This is a genomic window from Thioclava sp. NG1 (assembly GCF_003122275.1).
GTDB classification, from domain to species: Bacteria; Pseudomonadota; Alphaproteobacteria; order Rhodobacterales; family Rhodobacteraceae; genus Thioclava; species Thioclava nitratireducens.
This window is the reverse complement of the sequence record NZ_QFBB01000002.1, coordinates 373,341-397,217: the sequence shown is the minus strand read 5'-3', so window position 1 is coordinate 397,217 and position 23,877 is coordinate 373,341. Positions and strand designations below refer to the sequence as shown.

The 23,877-nt window shown below is 65.2% G+C and carries 22 protein-coding genes; 14 read left to right on the top strand and 8 right to left on the bottom strand.

The genetic code is table 11. The annotated features are described in order from the left end of the window. Position 1: 1 nt before the first annotated feature. Positions 2-2,758, bottom strand: coding sequence for a hypothetical protein (locus DEM26_RS05005; RefSeq protein ID WP_109171850.1), 2,757 nt, complete (start codon positions 2,756-2,758; stop codon positions 2-4). Positions 2,759-2,899: 141 nt separating this feature from the next. Here DEM26_RS05005 and DEM26_RS05000 point away from each other — a divergent pair, with 141 nt between their 5' ends. Then, positions 2,900-3,553: a thiamine diphosphokinase gene (locus DEM26_RS05000; protein ID WP_109171916.1), complete on the top strand. Its 654-nt coding sequence runs from the start codon at positions 2,900-2,902 to the stop codon at positions 3,551-3,553. 6 nt (positions 3,554-3,559) lie between these two features. Here the strand turns inward: DEM26_RS05000 and DEM26_RS04995 are convergent, their stop codons facing one another. Continuing rightward, positions 3,560-4,510, bottom strand: a complete 951-nt coding sequence (locus tag DEM26_RS04995) for a LysR family transcriptional regulator (protein WP_109171849.1) — start codon at positions 4,508-4,510, stop codon at positions 3,560-3,562. 166 nt (positions 4,511-4,676) lie between these two features. On the opposite strand from DEM26_RS04995, the gene DEM26_RS04990 reads away from it, so the two are divergent. Both DEM26_RS04990 and DEM26_RS04985 read left to right on the top strand, forming a co-directional pair. After that, positions 4,677-6,035 carry an aminotransferase gene (locus tag DEM26_RS04990; RefSeq protein ID WP_109171848.1) on the top strand — a complete coding sequence of 453 codons (1,359 nt, stop codon included), beginning with the start codon at positions 4,677-4,679 and terminating at the stop codon, positions 6,033-6,035. A gap of 134 nt (positions 6,036-6,169) precedes the next feature. Next, complete coding sequence (locus DEM26_RS04985) at positions 6,170-6,667, top strand: hypothetical protein (protein WP_109171847.1); 498 nt, start codon at positions 6,170-6,172, stop codon at positions 6,665-6,667. A gap of 103 nt (positions 6,668-6,770) precedes the next feature. On the opposite strand, the gene DEM26_RS04980 is transcribed toward DEM26_RS04985, so the two are convergent. Together DEM26_RS04980 and DEM26_RS04975 are read right to left on the bottom strand one after the other, a co-directional pair. Continuing rightward, positions 6,771-8,144, bottom strand: coding sequence for a DEAD/DEAH box helicase (locus DEM26_RS04980; protein WP_109171846.1), 1,374 nt, complete (start codon positions 8,142-8,144; stop codon positions 6,771-6,773). Between the two features lie 460 nt (positions 8,145-8,604). After that, on the bottom strand, positions 8,605-9,984 hold the full coding sequence (locus DEM26_RS04975) for an L-serine ammonia-lyase (RefSeq protein WP_088719032.1): 1,380 nt from the start codon (positions 9,982-9,984) through the stop codon (positions 8,605-8,607). A gap of 149 nt (positions 9,985-10,133) precedes the next feature. Between DEM26_RS04975 and DEM26_RS20795 the strand changes: the two genes are divergently transcribed. From DEM26_RS20795 to DEM26_RS04945, 7 genes are all read left to right on the top strand, one after another. Continuing rightward, positions 10,134-10,256, top strand: coding sequence for a hypothetical protein (locus tag DEM26_RS20795; protein ID WP_255415015.1), 123 nt, complete (start codon positions 10,134-10,136; stop codon positions 10,254-10,256). A gap of 58 nt (positions 10,257-10,314) precedes the next feature. Further along, a complete protein-coding gene (rpiA, locus tag DEM26_RS04970; protein ID WP_075776105.1) occupies positions 10,315-11,100 on the top strand; it encodes a ribose-5-phosphate isomerase RpiA in 786 nt (261 codons plus the stop codon). Positions 11,101-11,239: 139 nt separating this feature from the next. Further along, positions 11,240-12,592 carry a glutathione-disulfide reductase gene (gene gor / locus DEM26_RS04965; protein WP_109171845.1) on the top strand — a complete coding sequence of 451 codons (1,353 nt, stop codon included), beginning with the start codon at positions 11,240-11,242 and terminating at the stop codon, positions 12,590-12,592. 55 nt (positions 12,593-12,647) lie between these two features. Continuing rightward, positions 12,648-13,844 carry an FtsH protease activity modulator HflK gene (gene hflK, locus DEM26_RS04960; protein ID WP_075776107.1) on the top strand — a complete coding sequence of 399 codons (1,197 nt, stop codon included), beginning with the start codon at positions 12,648-12,650 and terminating at the stop codon, positions 13,842-13,844. After that, positions 13,841-14,776 carry a protease modulator HflC gene (gene hflC, locus DEM26_RS04955; protein ID WP_199224634.1) on the top strand — a complete coding sequence of 312 codons (936 nt, stop codon included), beginning with the start codon at positions 13,841-13,843 and terminating at the stop codon, positions 14,774-14,776. The genes hflK and hflC overlap by 4 nt, the downstream gene beginning before the upstream one ends. Continuing rightward, positions 14,776-14,967 (top strand): DUF2065 family protein, encoded by a 192-nt coding sequence (locus DEM26_RS04950; RefSeq protein ID WP_075776108.1) that lies wholly within the window; start codon positions 14,776-14,778, stop codon positions 14,965-14,967. The genes hflC and DEM26_RS04950 overlap by 1 nt, the downstream gene beginning before the upstream one ends. 175 nt (positions 14,968-15,142) lie before the next feature. Beyond that, positions 15,143-16,615, top strand: a complete 1,473-nt coding sequence (locus DEM26_RS04945; protein ID WP_077701157.1) for a DegQ family serine endoprotease — start codon at positions 15,143-15,145, stop codon at positions 16,613-16,615. Between the two features lie 48 nt (positions 16,616-16,663). Here DEM26_RS04945 and DEM26_RS04940 read toward each other — a convergent pair whose 3' ends face one another. Together DEM26_RS04940 and DEM26_RS04935 are read right to left on the bottom strand one after the other, a co-directional pair. Beyond that, complete coding sequence (locus DEM26_RS04940) at positions 16,664-17,899, bottom strand: MFS transporter (RefSeq protein WP_109171843.1); 1,236 nt, start codon at positions 17,897-17,899, stop codon at positions 16,664-16,666. 109 nt (positions 17,900-18,008) lie between these two features. Continuing rightward, the gene (locus DEM26_RS04935; protein ID WP_158275079.1) at positions 18,009-18,572 is read right to left on the bottom strand and encodes a peptidoglycan-binding domain-containing protein; all 564 of its coding nucleotides are present in this window, start codon (positions 18,570-18,572) and stop codon (positions 18,009-18,011) included. A 166-nt stretch (positions 18,573-18,738) separates the two neighbouring features. On the opposite strand from DEM26_RS04935, the gene DEM26_RS04930 reads away from it, so the two are divergent. From DEM26_RS04930 to purU, 4 genes are all read left to right on the top strand, one after another. Continuing rightward, complete coding sequence (locus DEM26_RS04930; RefSeq protein WP_075776110.1) at positions 18,739-19,062, top strand: 2Fe-2S iron-sulfur cluster-binding protein; 324 nt, start codon at positions 18,739-18,741, stop codon at positions 19,060-19,062. Continuing rightward, positions 19,062-19,823 (top strand): FG-GAP repeat domain-containing protein, encoded by a 762-nt coding sequence (locus DEM26_RS04925; protein WP_109171841.1) that lies wholly within the window; start codon positions 19,062-19,064, stop codon positions 19,821-19,823. The genes DEM26_RS04930 and DEM26_RS04925 overlap by 1 nt, the downstream gene beginning before the upstream one ends. A gap of 114 nt (positions 19,824-19,937) precedes the next feature. After that, complete coding sequence (locus DEM26_RS04920; RefSeq protein ID WP_075776112.1) at positions 19,938-20,888, top strand: cation diffusion facilitator family transporter; 951 nt, start codon at positions 19,938-19,940, stop codon at positions 20,886-20,888. A gap of 144 nt (positions 20,889-21,032) precedes the next feature. Then, entirely contained in the window at positions 21,033-21,929 is an 897-nt protein-coding gene (gene purU, locus DEM26_RS04915; RefSeq protein WP_075776113.1) for a formyltetrahydrofolate deformylase, read from the top strand. Here the strand turns inward: purU and DEM26_RS04910 are convergent, their stop codons facing one another. Next, the gene (locus DEM26_RS04910; RefSeq protein ID WP_109171840.1) at positions 21,930-22,466 is read right to left on the bottom strand and encodes a 5-formyltetrahydrofolate cyclo-ligase; all 537 of its coding nucleotides are present in this window, start codon (positions 22,464-22,466) and stop codon (positions 21,930-21,932) included. It lies immediately after the preceding gene. Next, positions 22,463-23,848, bottom strand: a complete 1,386-nt coding sequence (gene mgtE, locus DEM26_RS04905) for a magnesium transporter (protein WP_075776115.1) — start codon at positions 23,846-23,848, stop codon at positions 22,463-22,465. The genes DEM26_RS04910 and mgtE overlap by 4 nt, the downstream gene beginning before the upstream one ends. Positions 23,849-23,877: the final 29 nt, after the last annotated feature.

The following is a 23,877-nucleotide window of genomic DNA, read 5'->3' as shown; positions in this document are numbered from 1 at the left end:
GTTACTGCCCCGAGGCCATCTTCGCCTCGTCCCAGTAGCGCGAGGCTTCGGTAATCGCGTATTGGCCGCGCTTCACCTTGGTGATCTTGCCCTGACGCAGCAGACGCCCGAAGACACGCATCCGCTCCTCGCGCGGCACATCAACTGCATCGTCCATGAATGACAGCTTGCGCATGATCTGCGGCGGCGAGAAATGCGGACGCCCTTCGACGGCCGAGGTATAGGCCGCAGCGGCTTCCAGCAGGTCGGAGAGACCCTGCGTACCAAGGCTTTCGGCGAATTCGGCGAAGCTCGTCGCCTGCTCGGGGTTCATCGGCATGGCTTCGGCCTCGTCCGCTCCGCCAGCGGCGAACTGACTTGCCGAGACACGGCGCGGGCGGATCGCGGCGGCGGGCTGAGGCGCGGGCTGCTCATCGGCGGTTTCTTCTTCCGCATCGACGCGCTGTTCCGAGACCAGTACCAGCGGCGCCGGTCGCATCGGTTCGGGGCGACGCGAGCCCGTCTCGCCCGAGCTGACCGGGCGACGCGGGCGCACGGCTTGGGTCAGGTCGGCACGATATGGCTCGGACCCGTCCTCGTCCTCGACGCCGCCTTTCGCGGTGTCCTGCCCCTTGGCCAGACGATCCGCGACGGTCGCAGCCACGGCGGCCTTGAGATGCGCGATCGCGGAGAAGCGGCGGCGCGTCTCGACACCTTCGGCCTGCTTGTCGGCCTCGGCGAGGAGGCGATCCATCTCCGCCTCGCGGTCGGTCTCTCTTTCGGAAAGCGACGCGACCTCGCGCGCGGCGAGCTCGGTCGGGGCCTGCGCCTCTTCCGTGTCTTCCGCGTCTGCGGCCCCGGTGGCTTCGGTTTCTTCCGATGCCTCGGCAGCGAACGTGTCGGCGCGGGTATCTTCCTCCGCTTCCGCCATGGCGTCATCTTCCGACATCGCCTCGACCTCGGCTTCCTCGGCCTCGATGATCGTGTTGCCCAGAACCAGCACGTCCTGCGCGTCGAGCGACGCGGTCTCCATGTGTGCCTCAGGCGTTTCCGCCTCGGGCGCCTCGGCATCGTCCTGCGTCAGAACCAGCGGGGCGTCGACCGACTCGTCTTCCAGTTCGGACAGGTCGATTTCCGGCATCGCGTCGTCTTCGGCCACTTCGCCCTGCGCGACGGCCTCTTGCGGAGCCTCGTCGTCGGTCTCGATCTCGGACCCGGTGAAGAGGTTCTCCATCTGCAGTGCCGCGAGCTCGCGCATGAGATCAGCTTCGGCTTCCGGCGACAGGCCGCCAGGCACACGGCTGCCGTGATCGGCATCGTCCCGGGCGCGTGGCTGCTCTGCCTTCGGCGCCGGGCCTGCCTCCGACGAGGCGTCGCCCAGTTCCGCAGCCAGTCGCGCGGCGAGGTCGTCATCCTCCGCTTCTGCTTCCAGCTCTGCCTCGGTTTCCACCTCCTGCTCGGCCTCTGCGGCGACTTCAGGCTGTTCTTGCGCCGCATCGGCCTCGGCTTCGACCTGCGCCTCGGCCGGGGTCGCCTGATCTTCCTGGACTTCGGTGGTGGCAACTTCGGCGGTGGCACCGTCTTCGGTCTGCTCCGAACCCTCGTCAGTAGCGGCCGATGCTGCTTCCGCAGACTCGATGGTTTCGCGGCGGCGCACCTTGATCACGCGGGCACGCAAGCGCGGCGTGGCGGGTGCGTCGACCGGCGTTTCGGTGTCGAGGGTGACATCTGCCGAGGCCGCCTCGGCGCTGTCCTCGGATTGATCGGCGTCGGTCTCTTCGGTCGCGCCGAGTTCGTCTGCAGCGGCCTTGAGCGCCGCGATGCGTTTGGCACGCTTGGCCGAACGGCGCGCGCGGCGGGTCGCCTGACGGCGCTGCATCTGATCGTCGCTCGTGTTGAAGTCGGTGTCGGCTTCCTCGTCCTCGTCTTCGTCCGCGTCAGCCTCATCCTTCTCGGCGACGGGCTCTTCGGCTTCAGCCGCTTCGATGTCTTCCGCTGCCTGTTCGAGCGCGACCTCTGCCGCTTCTTCTGCCACGTCTTCTTCGGGCATCTCGGCGTCGGGCTGTGAAGGCTCGGAGGCTTCGGGTTCTATTTCCTCGGCGCTCAGCGGGCCGGAGATGTCCAGGTCGTAGCCGAAATCCTCGGCTTCGCTCGACGGTTCAGCCTCGAAGCGCCCCAGAAGCGCCTCGGGGGCGGAAACGGGTTCGTCTTCCTCGGAGAAGCTGTCGGCCTGAACCTCGCGAGCACGGGCGACGGCTTCGCGGATACGCTGCAGCTTGGCGGCAACGGTTTCCGGCTGCGCGAAGCCTGCTTCGGGCTCGGCGTGCTGCGCCGCAACCTCGGCTTCGGGCTGCTCTGCGACCGGTTCGGGCGCTGCCACCGGCTCGGGCGTCTCGGCGACCTCCGGCTGCGCGGGCGTTTCGGCGGCAGGCGCGGCTTCTTGCGGCGCTTCCGACGTCACAAGCGGCTCTTCCTGAGCGGGCGCGGGCGCCTCGTCGGCTGCAGCCTCGCCACCCAAGAGCGTGTCTTGCTGGCGCAGCACGACGCCGTTTTCCTGAATTTTTGCCTCGACCCGGCGCTGAATCTCCCGCTCCGCGATACGGTGAAGCATCTCCGCATCGGGTTGGGGCGGCTCTGCGCCGAAATACCGGTCGTCGGCGGCCAGATCGCGGAAATACTCCGCAATCGCCTTCATCGTGTTGAAAGGCTCGTCAAATCCTTCCAAGGTGCACGAAAAGGTGCCGTAGGATACGGTCAGGATCTTGCTCGCACCAACCATGGACCACTCGCTTTCTATTGGACCTCAATGCGTCGACATTCCTGTCCAACTGGTTCTTTCGCGTGGACGAAAGAAGGCATTTGAAAGGTTTTTTACCGGTCTCGATTGTCTTTCTTTGCCACAATCGTCATCAATCAATCCATGATTAGCAGTATTGTCCATTCGTCAACCGGGGTTTCGCTTCTCGGCGCCGGCGCGATCAAACAGGCGGATGTTGACGAAGCGTTGACAATCGCCCCCTGCCTCGTGGCCGCCGATGGTGGCGGAGATCGCGCGCTGGCGATGGGCCTGACCCCGAAAGCGGTGATCGGCGATCTGGATTCTCTGTCGGATGCGGCACGGGCATCGCTGGGCCCACGCGTCCATCAGGTGGCCGAGCAGGACAGCACCGATTTCGCGAAATCCCTGCAACGGATCGAGGCACCGTTCATCCTCGCGCTCGGTTTCACGGGGATGCGGCTGGATCACACGCTGGCCGCGATGACCGACCTGATCCGCACGCCGCATCGGGTGGTGATGCTTGCTGAGGAGGAGGTGATCTTCCGCTGCCCTCCGTCGCTCTCGCTCGATCTGGCGGAAGGCACGCGCGTGTCACTGTTTCCTTTCGGCGAGGTAAAGGCGCGCTCGGAAGGGCTCCATTGGCCGCTCGACGGGATCGGCTTTACCCCCGCCGAGCGGGTCGGCACCTCGAACCGCGCGACGGGCTCCGTGAGGATCGTGATGGACGGCCCGGCACTGATGATGCTGCCGCGCGAGGAATTCGGCGCCGCGCTGGCCGGTTTGGGGATCGGCTGAGCCGCCCTAGCCCGCCTCGACCCGCAACGTCTCCTCCAGCCACGGCGCTTCCGCCAGAGCCGGTTCGACCACGCGTTCTTGCAGCAGCGTCCGCAGTCGGCCCGCCACTTTCGCAGGCCAATCCGCCATCATCCCGTCGCGCGCCGCCAGCACGATCCGCCGGGTCAAAGGCGGCCCGTCGAGCGGCGAGAGCGCCAGCCCCGCGCGCGGCGCATGGCGCACCGCCGAAGGCGTGAGGATCGTCCAACCCCGCCCCGCCGCGACCAGCGCAAGGATCGCTGGGTAGCTGTCGAGTTCCAGTTGATGCGGCGGAGCCTTGCCCGTTTGCGCGAGATGCGTGGCGATCTGTCGGCCCATCAGCGTGCGCTGGGAATAGTGGATCAGCGGCAGCGGCGGATCGCTCTGCGCAGGCGCATCGGCGGGATGGATGGCGAGGAACGGTTCCGTCAGAAGCGGATGCAGCTCGATCCCGTCGAGCGCGGCGCCCTGCGGCTCGGCGGCGACGGCGACATCCAGACCGCGCGCTTCGAGCTTCGACAGCAGGCGGTGGCTCGGCCCGGTTTCCAGCTCGAACCGGCAGGTGCTGAGCTCATCCGCCATCCCCGCCAGCAGGAGCGGCGTCACCTCGGCCTCGAAATCCTCGATCATGCCCAGCCGGAAACTCGTGAGCCCCGCCGGATCGGCTTGGCCCACCCCGGCGCGGCCCCGCGCCAATTCGTCCAACATCGCCTCGGCATGAGGCAGGAAGGCCCGCCCGGCAGCCGTCAGCGCGAACGGCCGGGCCGAACGGTCCACAAGCTCCGCGCCCAAAGCGCTTTCCAGACCTGCGAGTTGCTGGCTGACCGCCGAGGCCGAAACGCCGAGGCGGCGCGCGGCGGCGGTAGTCACGCCTTCCTCTGCCGTGGCCACGAAGACTTCGACCGCCCAGAGGCTGATGCGGGGATGGGCGGCGGGCATGGGAGGCTCCGTGGTCGGGGAGGCGATAAGTCTTGCCGCGCAGACTGCCCTGCCCCGCCCCGGTACGCAAGCCGCGCGCAACCATGGGACATCGTAGAGCATTGACGCCGACCGCGCCGCGGATAGCCTCGCTTCCATCCATCGCCCATCCCGAAGGAGTCGCGAGATGAAAGACCAAAGCTGGCAGGCCCGCGCCGATGCGCATAGCTTCTACGGTTTCACTGATCTGCCCACGATCCACGATCGCGGCGCGGTCGTCGTGACCCATGGCGAGGGGCCGTACATCTTCGACACCGAGGGGCGGAAATATCTCGATGCGAATTCCGGGCTCTGGAACATGGTCGCCGGGTTCGACCATCCCGGGCTGGTCGCGGCGGCGCAGGCGCAATATGCGCGCTTCCCGGGCTATCACGCGTTCTTCGGGCGGATGTCGGACCAGACGGTGATGCTGTCCGAGAAGCTGATCGAGGTCTCGCCTTTCGGCGACGGCAAGGTGTTCTACACCAATTCCGGCTCCGAGGCGAATGACACGATGGTCAAGATGCTGTGGTTCCTGCACGCCGCCGAGGGCAAGCCGCAGAAGCGCAAGATCCTGACCCGCAAGAACGCCTATCACGGGGTCACGGCGGTCTCGGCCTCGATGACGGGCAAGCCCTATAATTCGGTCTTCGGCCTGCCGCTGCCGGGGTTTCTGCATCTCACCTGCCCGCATTACTGGCGCGAAGGGCAACCCGGCGAGACGGAGGAGCAATTCACCCAGCGCCTCGCGAACGAGCTGGAAGCGACGATCATCAAGGAAGGCGCGGACACGATCGCGGGCTTCTTCGCGGAGCCGGTGATGGGCGCGGGCGGGGTGATCACGCCGCCGAAGGGCTATTTCCAGGCGGTCGCGAAGATTCTCAAGAAATACGACATCCCGCTGATCTCGGACGAGGTGATCTGCGGCTTCGGGCGCACCGGCAACACATGGGGCTGCGAAACCTATGACTTCCAGCCCGACGCGATAATCTCGTCGAAAAACCTCACCGCCGGGTTCTTCCCGATGGGTGCGGTGATCCTCGGCCCGGAACTGTCAGCCCGCCTGCAAGCCGCCTCCGAGGCGATCGAGGAATTCCCCCACGGATTCACCGCCTCGGGCCACCCGGTCGGTTGCGCGATCGCATTAAAAGCGATCGACGTGGTGATGAACGAGGGGCTGGCCGAGAATGTCCGCCGCCTGAGCCCGCGACTGGAGGCGGGCCTCGCCCAGATCGCGCAAAACCCCAATATCGGAGAATTGCGCGGCGTGGGCTATATGTGGGCGCTGGAGGCCGTGAAGGACCGCGAGAGCAAGACGCCTTTCGACGGGTCGCTCTCGGTTTCGGAACGCATCGCCAATGCCTGCACCGATCAGGGGCTGATCTGCCGACCGCTCGGGCAATCGGTGGTGCTGTGTCCGCCTTTCGTCCTGACCGAGCCGCAGATGGACGAGATGTTCGAGAAGCTGGAGAGGGCGCTGAAGAAGGTGTTTGCGGAGGTGGGGTGAGCCTCCAAGCCGCGAGAACACCAGTTCTCCCGTTAGCCGCCCCGGCACATAACTCGGCCCAACTAACGAAAATTATGCTATCATTACCTTGCCCTTATGGGGCGAGGTAGATTGCGTTGGTCGGAGGAACGCGCATGAGCCGTCTTCTCAGAGTACTTTCCTGCGCCGCCCTGATTGCTCTCGGTGCGCTCTCGCCATCCCACGCCGCCGATAGCATCGGCAATGTCGGGAAGTGGAGCGTTTTCGAAGAGAGAAACGGAACCATCAAGACCTGCTGGGTCGCGACCGCGAATGATCGGCGCATTCTGCTGAATGGCTCGCTTCTCTACGTCGCGGTTACGAAGCATTCGGGGAGGCAACCGGAGGTGTCCGTTTATGCCGACCGACGGCTGCCGCGCTCTGGCGGAATGACCATCACCATCGGGCAGAACAAATTCCGTCTGCGTTCGACCGGACAATATGCCTGGGTGGATGAACGGACCGACAAGCTTGCGATCAACGCGCTAAAACGAGTCGAGGCGGCAGGCGGGAAGGCGAATTTCTACGTTTCCATTCCGAAAGTGGGCGTTTTCGATTTTTCTGCAAACGGCTTCGCCGCGGCGTTAGACATCACATTGAAGCGATGCAGGTGAAGGCAGTGGATGCGTTTCGGTTGGATCGTTCGGACGCGCCTCACATAGACCGGACGGTCGAACTGAAACGGGCCGCATCTTGCGATGCGGCCCGGTGTCAATTTCATGCGGCTCCTGCGTTGCGCCGACGCGGGCGACGCCGCTTCGGCGTAGCGTTGCCGCCGGCGTCGACCTTGGGCTTGGCTTCCGCGCGCGGTTTCGAGCGCGCTTGGGCCTGAGCTTGACCCTGGCCTTGCCCCTGCGGTTTGCCCTGGGGCTTGCCGCCGCGACCCTTGTTGCCGCCGGAGCGCGGACCGCCGCGACCGCGGCCACGACCTGCGCGCGCGGAGGGGCGCACGGCCTCGGACGGGCGTTCGCCGCTCGCGGTCGGGATCTCGATCTTCATCAGCTTTTCGATCTGCAGGAAGTTATCCGCCTCGTCCGGCGAGCAGAAGGCAATCGCCTCGCCCTCGCGACCGGCGCGCGCGGTGCGCCCGATACGGTGGACATAGGCATCCGGCACGTCCGGCAGGTCGAAGTTCACGACATAGGACACGCCCGGAATGTCGATCCCGCGCGCGGCCACATCGGTCGCGACCAGCACGTTGACCTTGCCATCGCGGAAGCCCTTGATCGCGCGGTCACGCTGGCCTTGCGATTTGTTGCCGTGGATCGATTCCGCGTTGTAGCCGTCTGCGCGGAGGCTCTTCATCAGCTTTTCCGCGCCATGCTTGGTGCGGGCGAAGACGAGCGTCAGCGCGCCCATGTCGGCCGAGAGAATATCGCGCAGCTTGCGGGCCTTCTCGGCCTTGCTGTCGAGGAAGTGCACCGATTGGGTGATCTTGTCGGCGGCCTTGCCGGGGGGCGAGACCTGCACACGCTTCGGATCGGTGAGGTAGGCCTGCGAGATCTCCTCCATCTGCTTCGGCATCGTGGCCGAGAACAGCAGCGTCTGGCGCGGGGCGCCAAGGCGCGATGCGATCTTGCGAAGCGCGTGGATGAAACCGAGGTCGAGCATCTGGTCGGCCTCGTCGAGCACCAGATGGCGGGTGTAGCGCAGGTCGACCGCGCCGCGATCCATAAGGTCGATCAGACGGCCCGGGGTCGCGACGAGAATGTCGTTGCCGCGATGCATCATGGTGATCTGACGGTTGATCGACTGGCCGCCGACGACGGTGGCGACATTCATCTTGGTACCCTGAACGAGCCCCGAGAGGTTGTCGGCGATCTGGTTCACCAGTTCGCGGGTCGGCGCGAGGATCAGCGCCTTGCAGGTCTTGGGCGAAGGTTTGCCCGGCTGCGCCATCAGTTTGTCGATGAGCGGCAGGCCGAATGCCAGCGTCTTGCCGGTGCCGGTCTGGGCGAGGCCCAGCACGTCATGGCCCGCAAGAACCAGCGGAATCGCCTTTTCCTGAATCGGGGTCGGCTGGGTGAATTTTGCGCGTGCGAGCGACTTGAGAATGGCCGGGGAGAGCCCCAGCGAAGAGAAATCGGACAATGCCTATCCTTTATGGCCGAGGCTCCCACGCGGGGATGCGCACGGCGATCAGCCCGGACGGGAGTGTCCGGAGCGCAGGTTGACGCAGACCTCGGGACAGGCGGGCTAGTCCCGCGTGGTCCGGTCTCGCGTGTCAGAACCCTGCGTGAATGGGAACTCGGGAGGTATCGCCGGTGCGCCTCTCTCGGGCGCGGCTTGCTCACGCGGCAGCGCGGCGATGTGGGCTAAATGCGCGTGATGGCGCTAAAAGTCAAGGGGGAGCGTGTTTTGGTGGCTTCCCTCGAAGTGATGGCCCGCCCGGGCGACCACCCCGGGCCGCGCCCGACCGCCCCCCAGGGCGCTTTCGCGCAACCTGCGCGCGCTCGGTCTTGGGGAGAAATGGCACGATTAAGTACCCGCCACCTATCGCGTGAGCGCCCACCCGCGATCGGGCGAGGCCCTCAGCACGGATAATGCATCCTCAGCAGTTCGGCACGTTCACCGCTAGCCCACCCAGGCTCGTTTCCTTGTAATGCTCGTGCATGTCGCGGCCCGTCTGGCGCATCGTTTCGATCGCCGCGTCCAGCGGCACGAAATGCGTGCCGTCCCCGCGCAGCGCCAGCGAAGCCGCCGACACCGCTTTGATCGCGCCCAGACCGTTGCGCTCGATACAGGGCACCTGCACCAGCCCCTTTACCGGATCGCAGGTCATCCCGAGGTGATGCTCCAGCGCGATTTCGGCCGCGTTCTCGATCTGCTCAGGCGTGCCTCCCAGCACGGCGGCCAGTCCCGCCGCCGCCATCGCCGCCGCCGATCCGACTTCGGCCTGACAGCCGCATTCGGCGCCCGAGATCGACGCGTTGGTCTTGATCAGCCCGCCGACCGCCGCCGCGGTCAGCAGGAAATCGGGGATTTTCGCGGAGGATGCGGAAGGCACATGATCGAGCCAGTAGCGGATCACCGAAGGCAGCACACCCGCCGCTCCGTTCGTAGGTGCAGTGACGACCTGCCCGCCGGCGGCATTTTCCTCGTTCACCGCCATCGCATAGGCCGAGATCCAGTCGTTGATCTGATGCGGCGGAGCGAGGTTCTGGCCCCAATCCGCCTTCAGGCTCTCATGGATCGCCTTGGCACGGCGCTTGACCCGCAACCCGCCTGGCAATTCGCCCTCGCTCGTCAATCCGCGCTCCATGCAATCGCGCATCGTGACCCAGATTTTCGAGAGACCCTCGTCGATCTCCTTCGGACCACGGAAGCGCGCCTCGTTGCGCCGCTTCATCTGCGCGATGCTCAGCCCGGAGGCATGGGCCATCGCCAGCATTTCCTCGGCGGTCTTGAAGGGAAACGGCACCGGGCTCGGCGCGTCGCGGGCCGCATCGTCGACCGCGGCCAGTTCGGCTTCTGTGCGCACGAAGCCACCGCCGATCGAGTAATAGACCTCGTGCATCAACACGTCGCCCTGCGCGTCGCGCGCCTCGATCACCATGCCGTTGGCGTGGCCGGGCAGCGACGTGTCGTAGTCGAAGATCAGATCGGCCTCGGGGTCGAAGGCCAAAGGCGGCAGCCCATCAGGCTTCAACAGGTGATCGCGCGCATTCGCGGCCAGCAATTTCTCGGCCAGATCGTTATCGTAGCTCTCGGGCACAACGCCCGCGAGCCCGAGGATCGCCGCGCGGTCCGTCGCATGGCCCTTGCCGGTAAAGGCGAGCGAGCCGTGCAGCCGTACCCGCACCCCATGCGCGGTGAAGGGCGAGGCCCGGAGCGCGTCGAGAAACCGCGCTCCCGCCACCATCGGCCCCATCGTATGCGACGAGGACGGCCCGACGCCGATCTTGAAGATGTCGAATACGCTCAGAAACATGCGACCTCCCTGCCCTGATTTGGGCCCAGACTGCCGGTTTCGCCCGCCGACCAACAGCCCCAAAACGACCCCGTCACGCGCAAAAGCAACATCGTTGACGCGACATTGAGGAGTTTCGCGCAACCTGACGGGCGAAAGGACGCTCGGCAATGACCACGCCTTCGCGGTTCAGGCACGGCACCGACTCCCGATCCGATGCCGCGCGGCTGATGGCGGGCGGGATGCGACAATTCCTCCTGCGCTTAGCACGGATCGACAAAGCCCTCGCCTGAACGCCCCGGATTGCCTATAAGCGTCGGCAACTCAGACTGCCCATGAATGGAGTGCCAAATGGCTGCCGACCTCTCTCCGATCGACAAGGCGAAATTCGCCGCCGCCCGCCGTGCCGTTGACTTCGTCGAAGACGGGATGCGCGTGGGCCTCGGCACCGGCTCGACCGCCGCTTGGATGGTGCGCTGCCTTGGCGAGCGTATTCGCGATGAAGGCCTGCAACTGATCGGGGTTCCGACCTCGACCCGCACCGCCGATCTCGCGCGTCAGGTCGGCATCAAGGTCGTGGCCCTCGACGAGGCGAAATGGCTCGACATCACGATCGACGGGGCAGACGAATTCGACCCCGACCTGAACCTCGTGAAGGGCGGCGGCGGCGCGCTGCTGCAGGAAAAGATCGTGGCCACCGCGTCGGACCAGATGATCGTCATCACCGACGCCTCCAAGGAAGTGAACCATCTGGGCGCCTTCCCCCTGCCCGTCGAGGTCGTCCCCTTCGGCTGGCAGGTCACCCGCGCGCTGATCGAGGAACTGCTGGACTCGATGGATGTAATGGGCCGCCAGACTTCACTGCGCCTGAACGGTCAGCAGCCCTTCGTGACCGACGAGGGCAATTATATCGTCGATCTGCATCTCAACCGCATCGGCAACCCGCGTCAGCTGGCGCTGGTGCTGAACCAGATTCCCGGCGTCGTCGAGAACGGCCTCTTCATCGACATCTGCGACAAGGTCATCATCGGCGGCACCGACGGCAAGGTCGAGATCCGCGACATCAATGAGGGCACGGTCGCCAACGAGACCATCGAGTTCGCCGAGGACGAGAATATCTTCCGCGACATGGATTGATCCGCGCGGCGCGCGCCCGGGGATGCAAAGCTGCGCCGCATCCCCGTTCCGCGCGCCTCACCCTCCCTCCCCCGCCTTGCTCCTGAGCGCATGGACCGCTAAGCCAATGCGCAAGGACCACAAGGAAGGAAGGCCTCCCATGAGCTTCGACTATGATCTCTTCGTCATCGGCGGCGGCTCGGGCGGGGTGCGAGCGGCCCGGATTTCCGCCGGTCACGGTGCGCGCGTCGCGCTGGCCGAGGAATACCGGATGGGCGGCACCTGCGTCATTCGCGGCTGCGTCCCGAAGAAACTGATGGTCTTCGCCTCCACCGCGCCGGCGGCCATCGAGGAGGCGCGCGCCTATGGCTGGAGCGCCGATGCAGGTCAATTCGACTGGCCCGGGTTCCGCGGCAAGCTGGATGCGGAGCTCGACCGGCTCGAAGCGATCTACCGCCGGGGACAGGAAAACGCGGGCGTGAAGGTCTTTGACCAGCGCGCGACGGTTTCGGGCCCGCATGAGGTCACGCTGGCCGATGGCACGAAGATCACCACCAAGCACATCCTCGTCGCGGTCGGCGGACGGCCCTTCGTACCCGAGTTCCCGGGCTGCGACCTGGTGATGACTTCGAACGACATCTTCAAGCTCGACACCTTGCCTGAGCGCATCCTGATCGTCGGCGGCGGTTATATCGCCTGCGAATTCGCCTGCATCCTCAATGGATTGGGCGTGCACGTCACGCAATACAACCGCTCGCCGTTGCTGCGCGGCTTCGACGGCGAGGCACGCGACCTGATCGTCGACCAGATGCAGGCGAGCGGCATCGAAATTCACACCCATGTCGTCATAACCGAGATCGAGAAGACCGAGAACTGCCTGAAAGTGACCTGCGGCGACGGGCGCGAGGACGAGTTCGACGCGGTGCTCTACGCGACGGGTCGCACGCCGAACACCGAGGGGCTCGGCCTCGAAGCAGCAGGCGTGGAACTGGGCGAGCGCGGCGAGGTCATGGTCGACCAATGGTCGCAGACCAACGTGCCCTCGATCTTCGCCGTGGGCGATGTGACCGACCGCATCAACCTGACCCCGGTCGCGATCCGCGAGGGCCACGCTTTCGCCGACACCGTCTTCGGCGCGAACGCCCGGCCCTCGGACCACGAACTGGTCGCCTCCGCCGTCTTCACCCAGCCCGAATTCGGCACCGTCGGCATCACCGAGGAAGAGGCCGAGGAGCGCGGCAATGCCGAGGTCTACGTCTCCAGCTTCAGGCCGATGCGCTCGAGCTTTGCGGGCTCCGACGCGCGTGTGTTGATGAAACTGATCGTGTGTCGCGAAACGCGCCGCGTGCTGGGTTGCCATATCGTCGCGCCCGAAGCGGGCGAATTGATCCAGATGGTCGGCATCGCCGTCAAGATGGGGGCGACCAAGGAACAGTTCGACGCGACCTGCGCGGTCCACCCGACGATGGGCGAAGAGCTCGTGACCATGCGGAACCCGGTAAGACATTATTGAAATCACGGAAAAGATACCCAACTGTCCGAGAAGATAACGGAAAGGTGAGGAGCATATGAGCAACGGAGGCCCCTGGGGCGGCGGAGGCGGTGGCGGCGACGACCGCGATGACGACCGCGAAGACAAACGCCCCGGTCAGCGACGTCCCGGTGAGGGCGGCCAGATCCCCGAAATCGAGGAATTCATGCGCAAGGGCTCCGAGCAGCTCCGCGTGCTGATGGGCGGCAAGGGCGGCGGCAATCGCCCCAACCGTCCCAATGGCGGTGGAGGCGGCAAGCCCCCCTTCCCGACCAAGATCGCCGTGATCATAGGCCTCGTGGCCGTGGTGGCGATTTGGCTCGGCTCCTCGCTCTACAAGGTAAACCCTGAAGAACGCTCGGTAGAGCTCATGTTCGGGCGCTACCACGCGACCAAGGGCCCCGGCCTGAATCTCGCGCCGTGGCCCTTCCTCACCTACACCAAGGTTCCGGTGACCCGCGAACAGACCGTTGATATCGGCTCCGGCCGCGCTGGCACGAACGATACCGGCCTCATGCTGACCGGCGACCAGAACATCGTCGATCTGGAGTTCCAGGTGGTCTGGAACATCAGCGATCCGGCGAAATACCTGTTCAACCTCGGCGATCCGCAGGACACGATCCGCGCGGTCTCCGAATCCGCGATGCGCGACATCATCGCGCGCTCGAACCTCGCGCCGATCCTGTCGACCGCGCGTGGCGAGATCGCGGCCGATCTGCGCACGGCGGTGCAAAAGACGCTCGACAGCTACGATGCGGGCATCAACATCGTCCGCGTGAACTTCAACCGCGCCGATCCGCCGCGCGAGGTGATCGACAGCTTCCGCGAAGTGCAGGCCGCGCAGCAGGAGCGGGACCGTCTCGAGAAAGAGGCCGACGCCTATGCCAACAAGGTGACGGCAGGTGCTCGTGGTGAGGCCGCTCAAGTCAAGGAAGAGGCCGAAGGCTACCGCGCGCAGATCGTGAACGCAGCCGAAGGTGACGCCGCGCGCTTCAATTCGATCCTGACGGAATACGAGAAAGCGCCCGAAGTTACCAAGCGCCGGATGTTCTACGAGACCATGGGCAAGCTGTTGCAAAATGTGGACAAGGTTGTCGTGGACACCAAGGACGGTGCCGGTGGGGTCGTGCCCTACCTGCCGCTCGACCAGTTGCGCAAGAACTCCAGCTCGACGTCGAACAGCTCGGCGCCCAGCACCACCAAATCGACCGCCAACAATGGAGGAAGCAACTGATGCGCGGACCTATCGCAATTGCCGTTCTCGTTGTTCTGATCTTCCTCGGGCTGAACTCGGTCTTCGTGGTGGACGAGCGTGAAAAAGCACTCGTGCTGCGCTTCGGTGAGGTGCAGCAGGTGAAGACGGAGCCGGGTCTCGGTTACAAGATCCCGATCGTGGATACGATCGTCAAATATGACGACCGCATCCTGAGCCTCACCACGCAGCCGCTCGAAGTCACACCCGAGGACGACCGCCGTCTCGTTGTCGACGCCTTCGCGCGCTGGCGCATTGTCGATGCGGTGAAATTCCGCGAAGCCGTGGGCGGGGGCGGCGAGCAGATCGCCAAGAGCCGCATCGATGGCATCCTGAACAACGCGATCCGCGAAGTTCTGGGCTCGGTCCCCTCGACGGCGGTGCTGTCGGACGACCGGACGCCGCTGATGAACCGGATCCGCGATCTGGCACGGCGCGAGGCGCTCTCGCTGGGCGTCGACGTGATCGACGTGCGTCTGACCCGCACCGACCTGCCCGAGCAGAACCTGGCCTCCACCTATGGCCGGATGCGGGCAGAGCGTGAGCGCGAGGCCGCCGACGAGCGCGCCCGCGGCGCCGAGGCCGCACAGCGCATCCGCGCAACCGCCGACCGTACCGCGGTGGAGGTCACGTCCGAGGCCAAGAAGCAGGCCGAGATCGTGCGCGGCGAAGCCGATGCGCAGGCCAACAAGGTCTATGCGGATGCGTATGGCAAGGATCGCCAGTTCTTCGCATTCGTCCGCGCGCTGCAATTCTACGCGCAGTCGATGAAGACGCAGAGTTCGTCGCTGGTGACGCAGCCCGACAGCCTCTACTTCGATTACGGGCGCTTCCTGCGCTCGATCGGGGAGAACCCGGGGCCCGAAACCGGTGCAAGCCGGGGCAACGAATCTGCGAGCCAGGTCGGCCAGTGATGGCGATGCTTTTGACCGGTCTGGGACTGGTCCTTGTGATCGAGGGGCTGGCGCTTGCGCTGGCCCCTTCACGTATCGAGCAGGCGCTGGACGCGCTGCGCGCCATGTCGGCGGGGCAGCGGCGCACGCTTGGCCTTGCGACTCTGGCAGCGGGCGTGGCGATCCTCTGGGCGCTGCGCGTCTTCGGATAACCGCTCAGTTCCCCGCATCTTAGGCGCAAGAGAGCGCCCGCTTCGCCCCCCTGCGACGCAATTTCCTGTCGTGAATTTTGGCGAATAACTTCCCTTCGTCCCTCGCTGCTCCTACATTTCAACTCAAAGAGAGCATCGCGCCGGCCTCCGGACCGGCGAAGCAAGGGAGAGCTACATGAATTTCCTCACCGGACCCGGATCGACTCTGCGCGCCGGATTCAGCGCCGCGACGCTTGCCGTCGCGCTCGCCTTCGCACCGCTGGCCGCGCCGGCCTATGCCCGCGCCGCCCCCGAAAGCTTTGCAGAACTTGTCGATCAGGTGTCCAATTCGGTGGTAAACATCACCACCTCGACCACGGTGGCCGCACCGACCGGCAACATGCCGAATTTTCCGCCCGGCTCGCCTTTCGAGGATCTGTTCCGCGATTTCGGCCTGCCGAACCCGAACGGGCCAAATGGCCCGAACGGGCGGGGCGCACCGCGCCGCTCGAACGCGCTCGGCTCGGGCTTCGTGATCTCGGAAGACGGCTACATCGTCACCAACAACCACGTCATCGAAGATGCAGACGAGATCGAGATCGAGTTCTTTTCGGGCAAGCGGCTCGATGCGAAACTCGTAGGCACCGACCCGAAAACCGACATCGCTCTGCTGAAGGTCGAGAGCGACTCCCCCCTGCCCTTCGTGGCCTTCGGCGACAGCGACGCCGTGCGGGTGGGCGACTGGGTGATGGCGATGGGCAACCCGCTGGGCCAGGGCTTCTCCGCTTCGGCCGGGATCATCTCCGCACGCAACCGCGAGCTCTCGGGCAGCTATGACGACTACCTGCAGACCGATGCGGCGATCAACCGCGGCAACTCCGGCGGCCCGCTCTTCGACATGGAAGGTGAGGTCGTCGGCGTGAACACCGCGATCCTGTCGCCCAATGGCGGCTCGATCGGGATCGGCTTTTCGATGGCGTCGAACGTGGTCCAGAAGGTTGTCGAACAGCTCAAGGAATACGGCGAGACTCGGCGCGGCTGGCTAGGCGTGAAGATCCAGGACGTCACCGCCGACATGGCCGAGGCGATGGGCCTGCCCAAGCCGGAAGGCGCGATGGTCTCGGAAGTGCCGGACGGCCCCGCCAAGGAAGCCGGTATCCAGTCGGGCGACGTGATCACCTCGTTTGATGGCGGCGAGGTCAAGAACACCCGCGATCTGGTGCGCCGCGTGGCCGATGCTCCGGTGGGCGAGAAAGTCCGCGTGACCGTGCTTCGCGATGGAGAGACCAAGACGCTTCTGGTGACGCTGGGCCGCCGTGAGGCCGCCGAGGGCGAGCAGCCCCCGAAAGCCGTTCAGGCCCCGCAGGAGGTCGAGAAAGACATGCTCGGCCTGACCGTGACGCCGCTCACCGATGACCTGCGCACCGAGATGGGCCTGACCAAAGAAGCGAACGGCCTCGTCATCAAGCAGATCGACGAGACTTCCTCGGCCTTCGAGAAGGGCCTGCGTGTCGGTGACCTGATCACCGAGGTCGGACAGAAACCTGTCTCCGCGGTCGGCGATTTCGAAGAGCGCGTGCAGGCAGCGAAAGAGGCCGGTCGCAAGTCGATCCTGCTCTTGATCCGCCGCGCCGGCGAGCCGCGTTTCGTGGCACTCCCCGTGGAGTGATCCGCACCGTTCAAGACGAATGAGAAGGCGCCCCGCAGGGCGCCTTTTTCATTGCGCTTCGCGCGCCTGCACCCGGCGGGCGGCAATGGTCAGGCTTCCGGCGGCGATCACGCACCACAGGGCCATGCCCAGCATCTGGGTCGGAAGCTCCACCCCCATATCGATCAGCACGCCGGTGATCCCGGGCCCCACTGCGGTCGAGAGCACCATCGAAGCCACGATGATCGCGCGGATGCCGCCCAGGTTTTTCACGCCGTAGACCTCGGGCCAGAGCGCGCCCATCAGCGTCCCTGTGAACCCGTTCGACATGCCCAGAAGGCCCATGAAGACATAGACGCCCCAGACCGGCGTCACGAGCGCGACCGTCAGCGAGGCCAGCGCCAGCGGCGCCAGTACAAATGGAAGCAGGCGCAGCGCGCCGAACCGGTCAATCAGCCCGCCGCAGACAAAGCCGAAGCCCACAGTGGCCGCCGACATCACCGGAAAGGCCGCGGCGAAGGCGAGCGGGGAGTAGCCGCGCAACTCCGTCAGGTAGCCCTGATGGAAGAAAATCACCGTACCGATGAAGGGCGGTGCGAGCAGCCCTGCCAACAGCATGTAGAGGACCGGATCGCGGATCACCTCGGCGCGGGTCCAGTCGCGCGCTGTGCCCGATGCGCTCGATTGCACCTCGGTGGCGTTGGGCACCCGCTCGACCTGCATCAGGCGCATCAGGAGCGGCCATGCGATCATCACCAGCAGCGCCGCCGAGAGCCACCATGCGAGGTGCCAGTTGCCGCTCGCCTGCGCGACCAACACCACGAGAACCGGCAACACCGCGGAGCCGAAGGGTTGCCCCGGAACGACCAGCGACATCGCCTTGCCGCGGCTCGCGACGAACCAGCGACCGATCTCGGTGAAAGCGATCTCGGTCATCATGCCCTGCCCGAAGAGCCGCAGCATGTAGATCGCGAGCGTCAGGAAGATCAGGTTCGGCGCGAGCGTGATCCCGACACAAGCCAGCGCGAGAAGCGGGATGGTGAAGCGCACCACCTTCCAGCCGGGCATCAGATCGAGCGTGCGCCCGAGGAAGGGCAACGTTGAGGCCGAGGCCAGCGTCGCCACCATGTAGAGCGCGCCGAAGGTGCCGCCCGACAGGCCGAATGTCGCCCGGATATCATTGCCCGACAGGCCGATGAAGAAGGTCTGCCCGAAAGACGAGAACAGCGTCAGCAGGAAACCCGCGCCGAGCCAGCGGGCGTTGTCGCGCATGAAGCGCAGGTTACTGCCGAATAACTTTCGCATGGTGCCTCCTGATCCCTTGGTCCCCGGTTAGAGACGGTTCCGCCGACCGGCACAACCCCGCCGCCTGCGCAGAGGGCTGTGCGGCGCCGCGATGGCGGCGTGAGAGGGCTCAGTCCGACCAGATATAGAGGCCGAGTTCCTGTGCTGCGCGCACCGAGAGCGTCGGGCTGTCGAGGCCGCGCGGCGCCTGATAGGCCGCGATCGCGCGGCCCGTCGCCGGGTCCAGCTTGCCGTCGGCGGGGCCGGAATAGAGCCCGCGCAGCGCCAGCGCACGCTGGGTCATCGCAACGAAAGCGGGCGTCAGATCCTCCGAGCAAACGGATTCGAAATAGCGCGGCTTGCCGCTATCGACGAGCTTCTGGCCGCTCAATTCGCGGTAGATCGCGGGCTGCGTGACCTTGCCGGTCTTCGGATCGCGCTGTTCGGGGATCACCTCTACCTGTCCAGTCATCGTCTCGACCTTGGCAGGGCCTTTGAGTTCGGTGAAGCAGCCCCGCGCATCATCAGCGGACGGACGGCTTTGCAGCACATGGGCGAGCGTCTTGGCGGGCGGGTCCTTCGGAGTAGCGTACGCCCCCTGCGTGCCGGTCTGACAGCCCGCCAGCCCCATCGCAACACCCAGCGCGACCAGCATCGCACGCGCCGTGCCGAAGTTTTCAGCGATCTGCCGCATTCTCGTCTCCGCCTGCCTCGGCGCGCAGAGTAGCCAATATCCACGCCGCGGCAATCCCTTGCCCGTGACCGCCCACCTCTGGCCAAATCGCCGAAAGCAGCTTAGATCACTTGCGACCGGCCCCGCCGGCATTCGCGTTTTGATCACGAACAAGAGGCTCCGAGCTATGGCGAAAATCACCTATGTCGAATTCAACGGCACCCGTCACGAGATCGACGTGAAGCCCGGCATGACCGTGATGGAAGGCGCGCGCGACAATGGCGTGCCCGGCATCGACGCCGATTGCGGTGGCGCCTGCGCCTGTTCCACCTGCCACGTCTATGTCGACAAGGACTGGATCGAGAAACTGCCTCCGCGCGATCCGATGGAAGAAGACATGCTTGATTTCGCGTACGAACCCGATCCCGTCACCTCGCGCCTGACCTGCCAGATCAAGGTCACAGACGAACTCGACGGCTTGATCGTCAACCTTCCCGAAAAGCAGATCTGATGCGCCGCGCGGTGACCCTCGCCTTTGCGCTGGTCACCGCTGCCGCCCTGCCCGCGCGGGCCGAAATGTCGGTCGCCGCGCGGTTCACCGAGCCCACGGATCGCTACGGTCACCGCGCACTCGGCCCCGAGCATGAATTCGCGAATCTCCAGATCGACGTGACCCGCAAGGCAGGCGACGCCAAGGGGCTGTTCTCAGGCCACAGCACGCTGACCTACGACCTGCGCCTCGATCCCGATCTCGTCTATGAGGACACGGCACCACGCCTGAGCGATCTCGACGGCGACGGGATCGACGAGGTGATCGTGGTGCAATCGCATCTCCGGCTGGGTTCGCGGCTCCTCGTGCTCACGGTAAAATCCGGCAAACCGAAGTTCCTCGCCGCGACCGATTTCGTGGGAGAGCCGAACCATTGGCTCGCGCCCATCGGCGTCGCGGATTTCGATGGCAACGGGCATCGCGACATCGCGCTGATCGACGCGCCGCATCGGCTGGGCGTCTTGCGGATTTTCGAATATCGCGACGGCGCGCTGCACCCGAGCTTCGCGGGCGAGAGATTCACCAATCACCACTTCGGCTCGGACACGATCATGGGCGGCCTGCGCGATTGCGGCGCCGGGCCGGAGATTATCGTCGCCAGTTTCGACTGGTCGGGTCTGCTGTCTCTCTCGGTCACGCCCAAGCAAACCGTGGCATGGAGACGCCTCGCTGACGACACCTCGCCTGCGAGTTTCGCGAAGGCGATCGGCTGCGGCATCTGACCTCGCACGCGGGCGGTTCGGGAACCGGCCTGCCCGCACCGTGTTGATCCAGCACGACGACACCGGCGCGAGGTCGTTCCTCCCCGTCTCGCGCCCCGATCCAGGATTCCGTTCATGGCCGAAGCCCAAGCCTCCGAAGAAAAGCCGATTGCCGTCTATGGCGCGCTCGCAGCGAACCTTCTGATCGCCATCGCGAAATTCGTGGCCGCGGCGTTCACGGGCAGTTCGTCGATGCTGGCGGAGGCGTTCCACTCGGTGGTCGATACCGGCAATGAGGGGTTGCTGCTTCTGGGCCACAAGCGCAGCCGCAAGGAGCCGGACGAGAAACATCCGTTCGGCTATGGCAAAGAGTTGTATTTCTGGTCGCTCGTTGTCGCGATGCTGCTCTTCGCGATCGGCGGCGGGCTGTCTGTCTACGAGGGCATGGTCCATATCCAGCATCCAGAGCCGATCGAGAAGCCGATCTGGAACTACGGCGTCCTGCTCGTGGCGTTCTTTGCCGAGGGCACCTCCTGGGTGATCGCGATCCGCCAGCTCCTGAAGCAACGCAAACCGGGGGAAGGCTATTTCAAGGCGTTCCGCCGCTCCAAGGATCCGTCGATCTTCGTCGTCGTCGCCGAAGACAGTGCGGCGCTTCTGGGTATCCTCGCTGCAGCGCTTGGCGTCTATCTCTCGGTGACCTTCGAGAACCCGTTCTTCGACGGCGCAGCCTCGATCGTGATCGGGCTCATCCTAATCGTGGTCGCCATCATTCTGGTTTACGAGACTCGCGCGCTGATCATGGGCGAAGCCGCCGACCGCGACGTGCGCAAATCGATCCGAGAGATCGCGACCGGTTTCGACGAAGTCGCGGAGGTCAAACGGCTTCTGACAATGCATTTCGCCCCCGAGCAGGTGTTGGTGAATATCGAACTGAAAATGCAAAAAGGCCTGTCGCCCGAGGCGATCTTCCACGCGGTCGAGGAGGTTCAGAAGAAAATCCACGAGGCCCATCCCGAGGTCTCCAGCGTTTTCCTTGAGATCGAATCCCTGCGCGGCACACAGCGCGAAAACGCTGCAGCCTGACTCCGCGCGCCTCGCCCCCGACGCGATGCCGCTTTTCACCGCAACGCCGTCGCTTTCTCCCGCGCTCCTCCCCTGACACGGGGTGATTGTGTCCCCACCCCCGGCACGCTAGGAAACCGGGCGAAAGATCAAAAGGGATGCGACATGACCCAGACTGCCGACGCCTACGTTCTCACCGTTGCCTGCCCCTCCACGCGGGGGATCGTCGCGGGGATCGCGAATGTGTTGGCCGATCAGGGCTGCAACATCACCGACTCGCATCAATATGACGACCAGAAGACCGGTCAGTTCTTCATGCGCGTGAGCTTCGTCTCGGAGCAAGGCAAGGATGCCGACGCGATCCGCGCTGCATTCGAGCCGGTCGCCAAGGAGTTCGAGATGGACTGGGCCGTGCGCGACTCGCGCGAGAAGATGAAGGTTCTGGTGATGGTGTCGAATTTCGGCCATTGCCTGAACGATCTTCTCTATCGCTGGCGCATCGGCGCGCTGCCGATCGAGATCGTGGGCGTGGTGTCCAACCACATGACCTACCAGAAGGTCGTCGTGAACCATGACCTGCCTTTCCACCACATCAAGGTGACGAAGGAGAACAAGCCCGAGGCAGAGAAGCGCCTGCTCGACGTGGTCGATGAGTCGGGTGCGGAACTTATCGTTCTGGCGCGCTACATGCAGATTCTGTCGGATGCGCTGTGCCAGAAAATGTCCGGCCGGATCATCAACATCCACCACTCCTTCCTGCCGAGCTTCAAGGGCGCGAACCCCTACAAGCAGGCCTATGAGCGTGGCGTGAAGCTGATCGGTGCGACGTCGCATTACGTGACCGCCGATCTCGACGAAGGCCCGATCATCGAGCAGGACACCGTGCGCATTACCCATGCGCAGAGCCCGTCGGATTACGTCTCGCTGGGCCGCGACGTCGAGGCGCAGGTGCTGTCGCGCGCGATCCACGCCCATGTGCAGCACCGGGTGTTCCTGAACGACAACAAGACGGTCGTCTTCCCCGCCTCGCCCGGCGCCTACGCCTCCGAGCGGATGGGCTAATCAGAAATGTAGGACGCCTGCCTCGGTCACGATCATGTCGAGAGGCTGATCCGTCGGCTCGGTGGGCACTTCCGGCACTTCCTGCGCCGCAAAAGCGAAACCGATCGCAGTGACGGGGCCGCGGGCGCGCAGCCCCTCCAGCGTGCGGTCGTAAAAGCCGCCACCATAGCCCAGCCGAAAGCCATGCGCGTCGAAAGCCAGCAGCGGGACGATCAGCACCTCGGGCGTGATCTCCTCGCCCTCCGCCGGAACATGCGCCCCGAAAGCGCCCGCGATCATCTCGGTCTCGGGTGTCCAGCGGTGAAAGACCAGGGGCTGCGCCTGCTCCACCACAACCGGCAGACAGAGCGGCCCGCCATGGGCGATCATCGCAGGGCGCGGATCGGGCTCGGTCCGGATCGGCCAATAGCCCGCCAGCACCTTGCCCGCGAAGGGCTCCAGCGCCGCCGTCAGCGCTCGCGTCGCAGCTCCTTCATCGGCCGCATGGGCGGCTTTGCGCGCCGCGAAAGCGTCCTTGCGCGCGAGATCCTTGCTCATAGCAACACGACGGAGGCGAGGCCGAGGAAGGCGAAGAAGCCCACCACATCGGTCATCGTCGTGACGAAGGTGCCCGAGGCCAGCGCCGGGTCCGCGCCGAGCTTCTCCAGCGCCAGCGGGATCAGGATGCCCGACAGCGCGGCGACAACGAGATTGATGACCATCGCCAAGCCGATCACAATGCCGAGCTGCGCGCCCGAGAACCAGAAGGCGGCAACTGCTCCCATCACCACCGCGAAGGCGAGACCGTTCAGCAGCCCGACGATGGTTTCGCGTCGCACGACGCGCCAGACGTTGCTGTCGGTCAGGTCGCGGGTCGCCAGCGCGCGCACCGCGACCGTCAGGGTCTGCGTGCCCGCATTGCCACCCATCGAAGCCACGATCGGCATCAAGACGGCCAGCGCCACAAGTTGCTGGATCGTGCCCTCGAAGATCGAGATCACCGCCGAGGCGAGGATCGCCGTCAGCAGGTTCACGAAAAGCCACGGCAGGCGCTGACGTACGGTTTCCAGAACGGTATCCGAGATCGCGGATTCGTCGCCCACACCGGCGAGGCGGAGGATGTCTTCCTCGTGTTCCTCGTCGAGAACGGACATCGCGTCGTCGATGGTAATCACGCCGACCAGCCTGTCATCCTCGTCCACGACCGGGGCCGAGATCAGGTGATACTGGTTGAACGCGTAGGCCACGTCGCCCTCGTCCTGATAGGCCGAGATCTTGCGGAATTCCTCCTCGCAGATATCGGTCAGCTTCGAGGCACGCGGGGCCGACAGGATTCGTCCCAAGGTGACATTTCCGATCGGATGGTGCCCCGGATCGACAAGGGTCACGTGATAGAACTGGTCGGGCAGCCATTTCGCTTTCCGCAGGAAGTCGATCGTCTCGCCCACTGTCCAATGCTCGGGCGCGGTCACGACCTCGCGCTGCATCAAACGACCGGCGGAATATTCGGGATAGCCCAGCGATTTCTCGACCGCGGCCCGGTCGGTCTCGTCGAGAGCGCCGAGGATCGCTTCCTGCTGCGGCTCTTCAAGGTCCTCGATCAGGTCGACGACGTCATCGGAGTCGAGCTCGCGCACCGCGTCGGCCAGGACTTCCGGCGGCAGGCTTGCGAGAACTTCCTCGCGAATGCCCTCGTCGATCTCGGTCAGGATCTCGCCGTCGATCTGGCGGCCCCAGAGCCGCAGGATTTCGCGCCGCTCGTGGCCGGAGACCTGTTCGATAAGGTCGGCGATGTCGGCGGCGTGCAGCGGCTCGAGCAGCTCGCTCAACCGCTCCGCATCTTCCTGCTCGACGGCATCGAGAATTTCCTCGACCAGCTCCCCGCTCAGCCGATAATCCTCTTCCTCGCGCTCTGTCTCTTCGGCAAGTGCTTCGGCCATATCGCCCCCGTTCGGATCGCGCGTGAAAC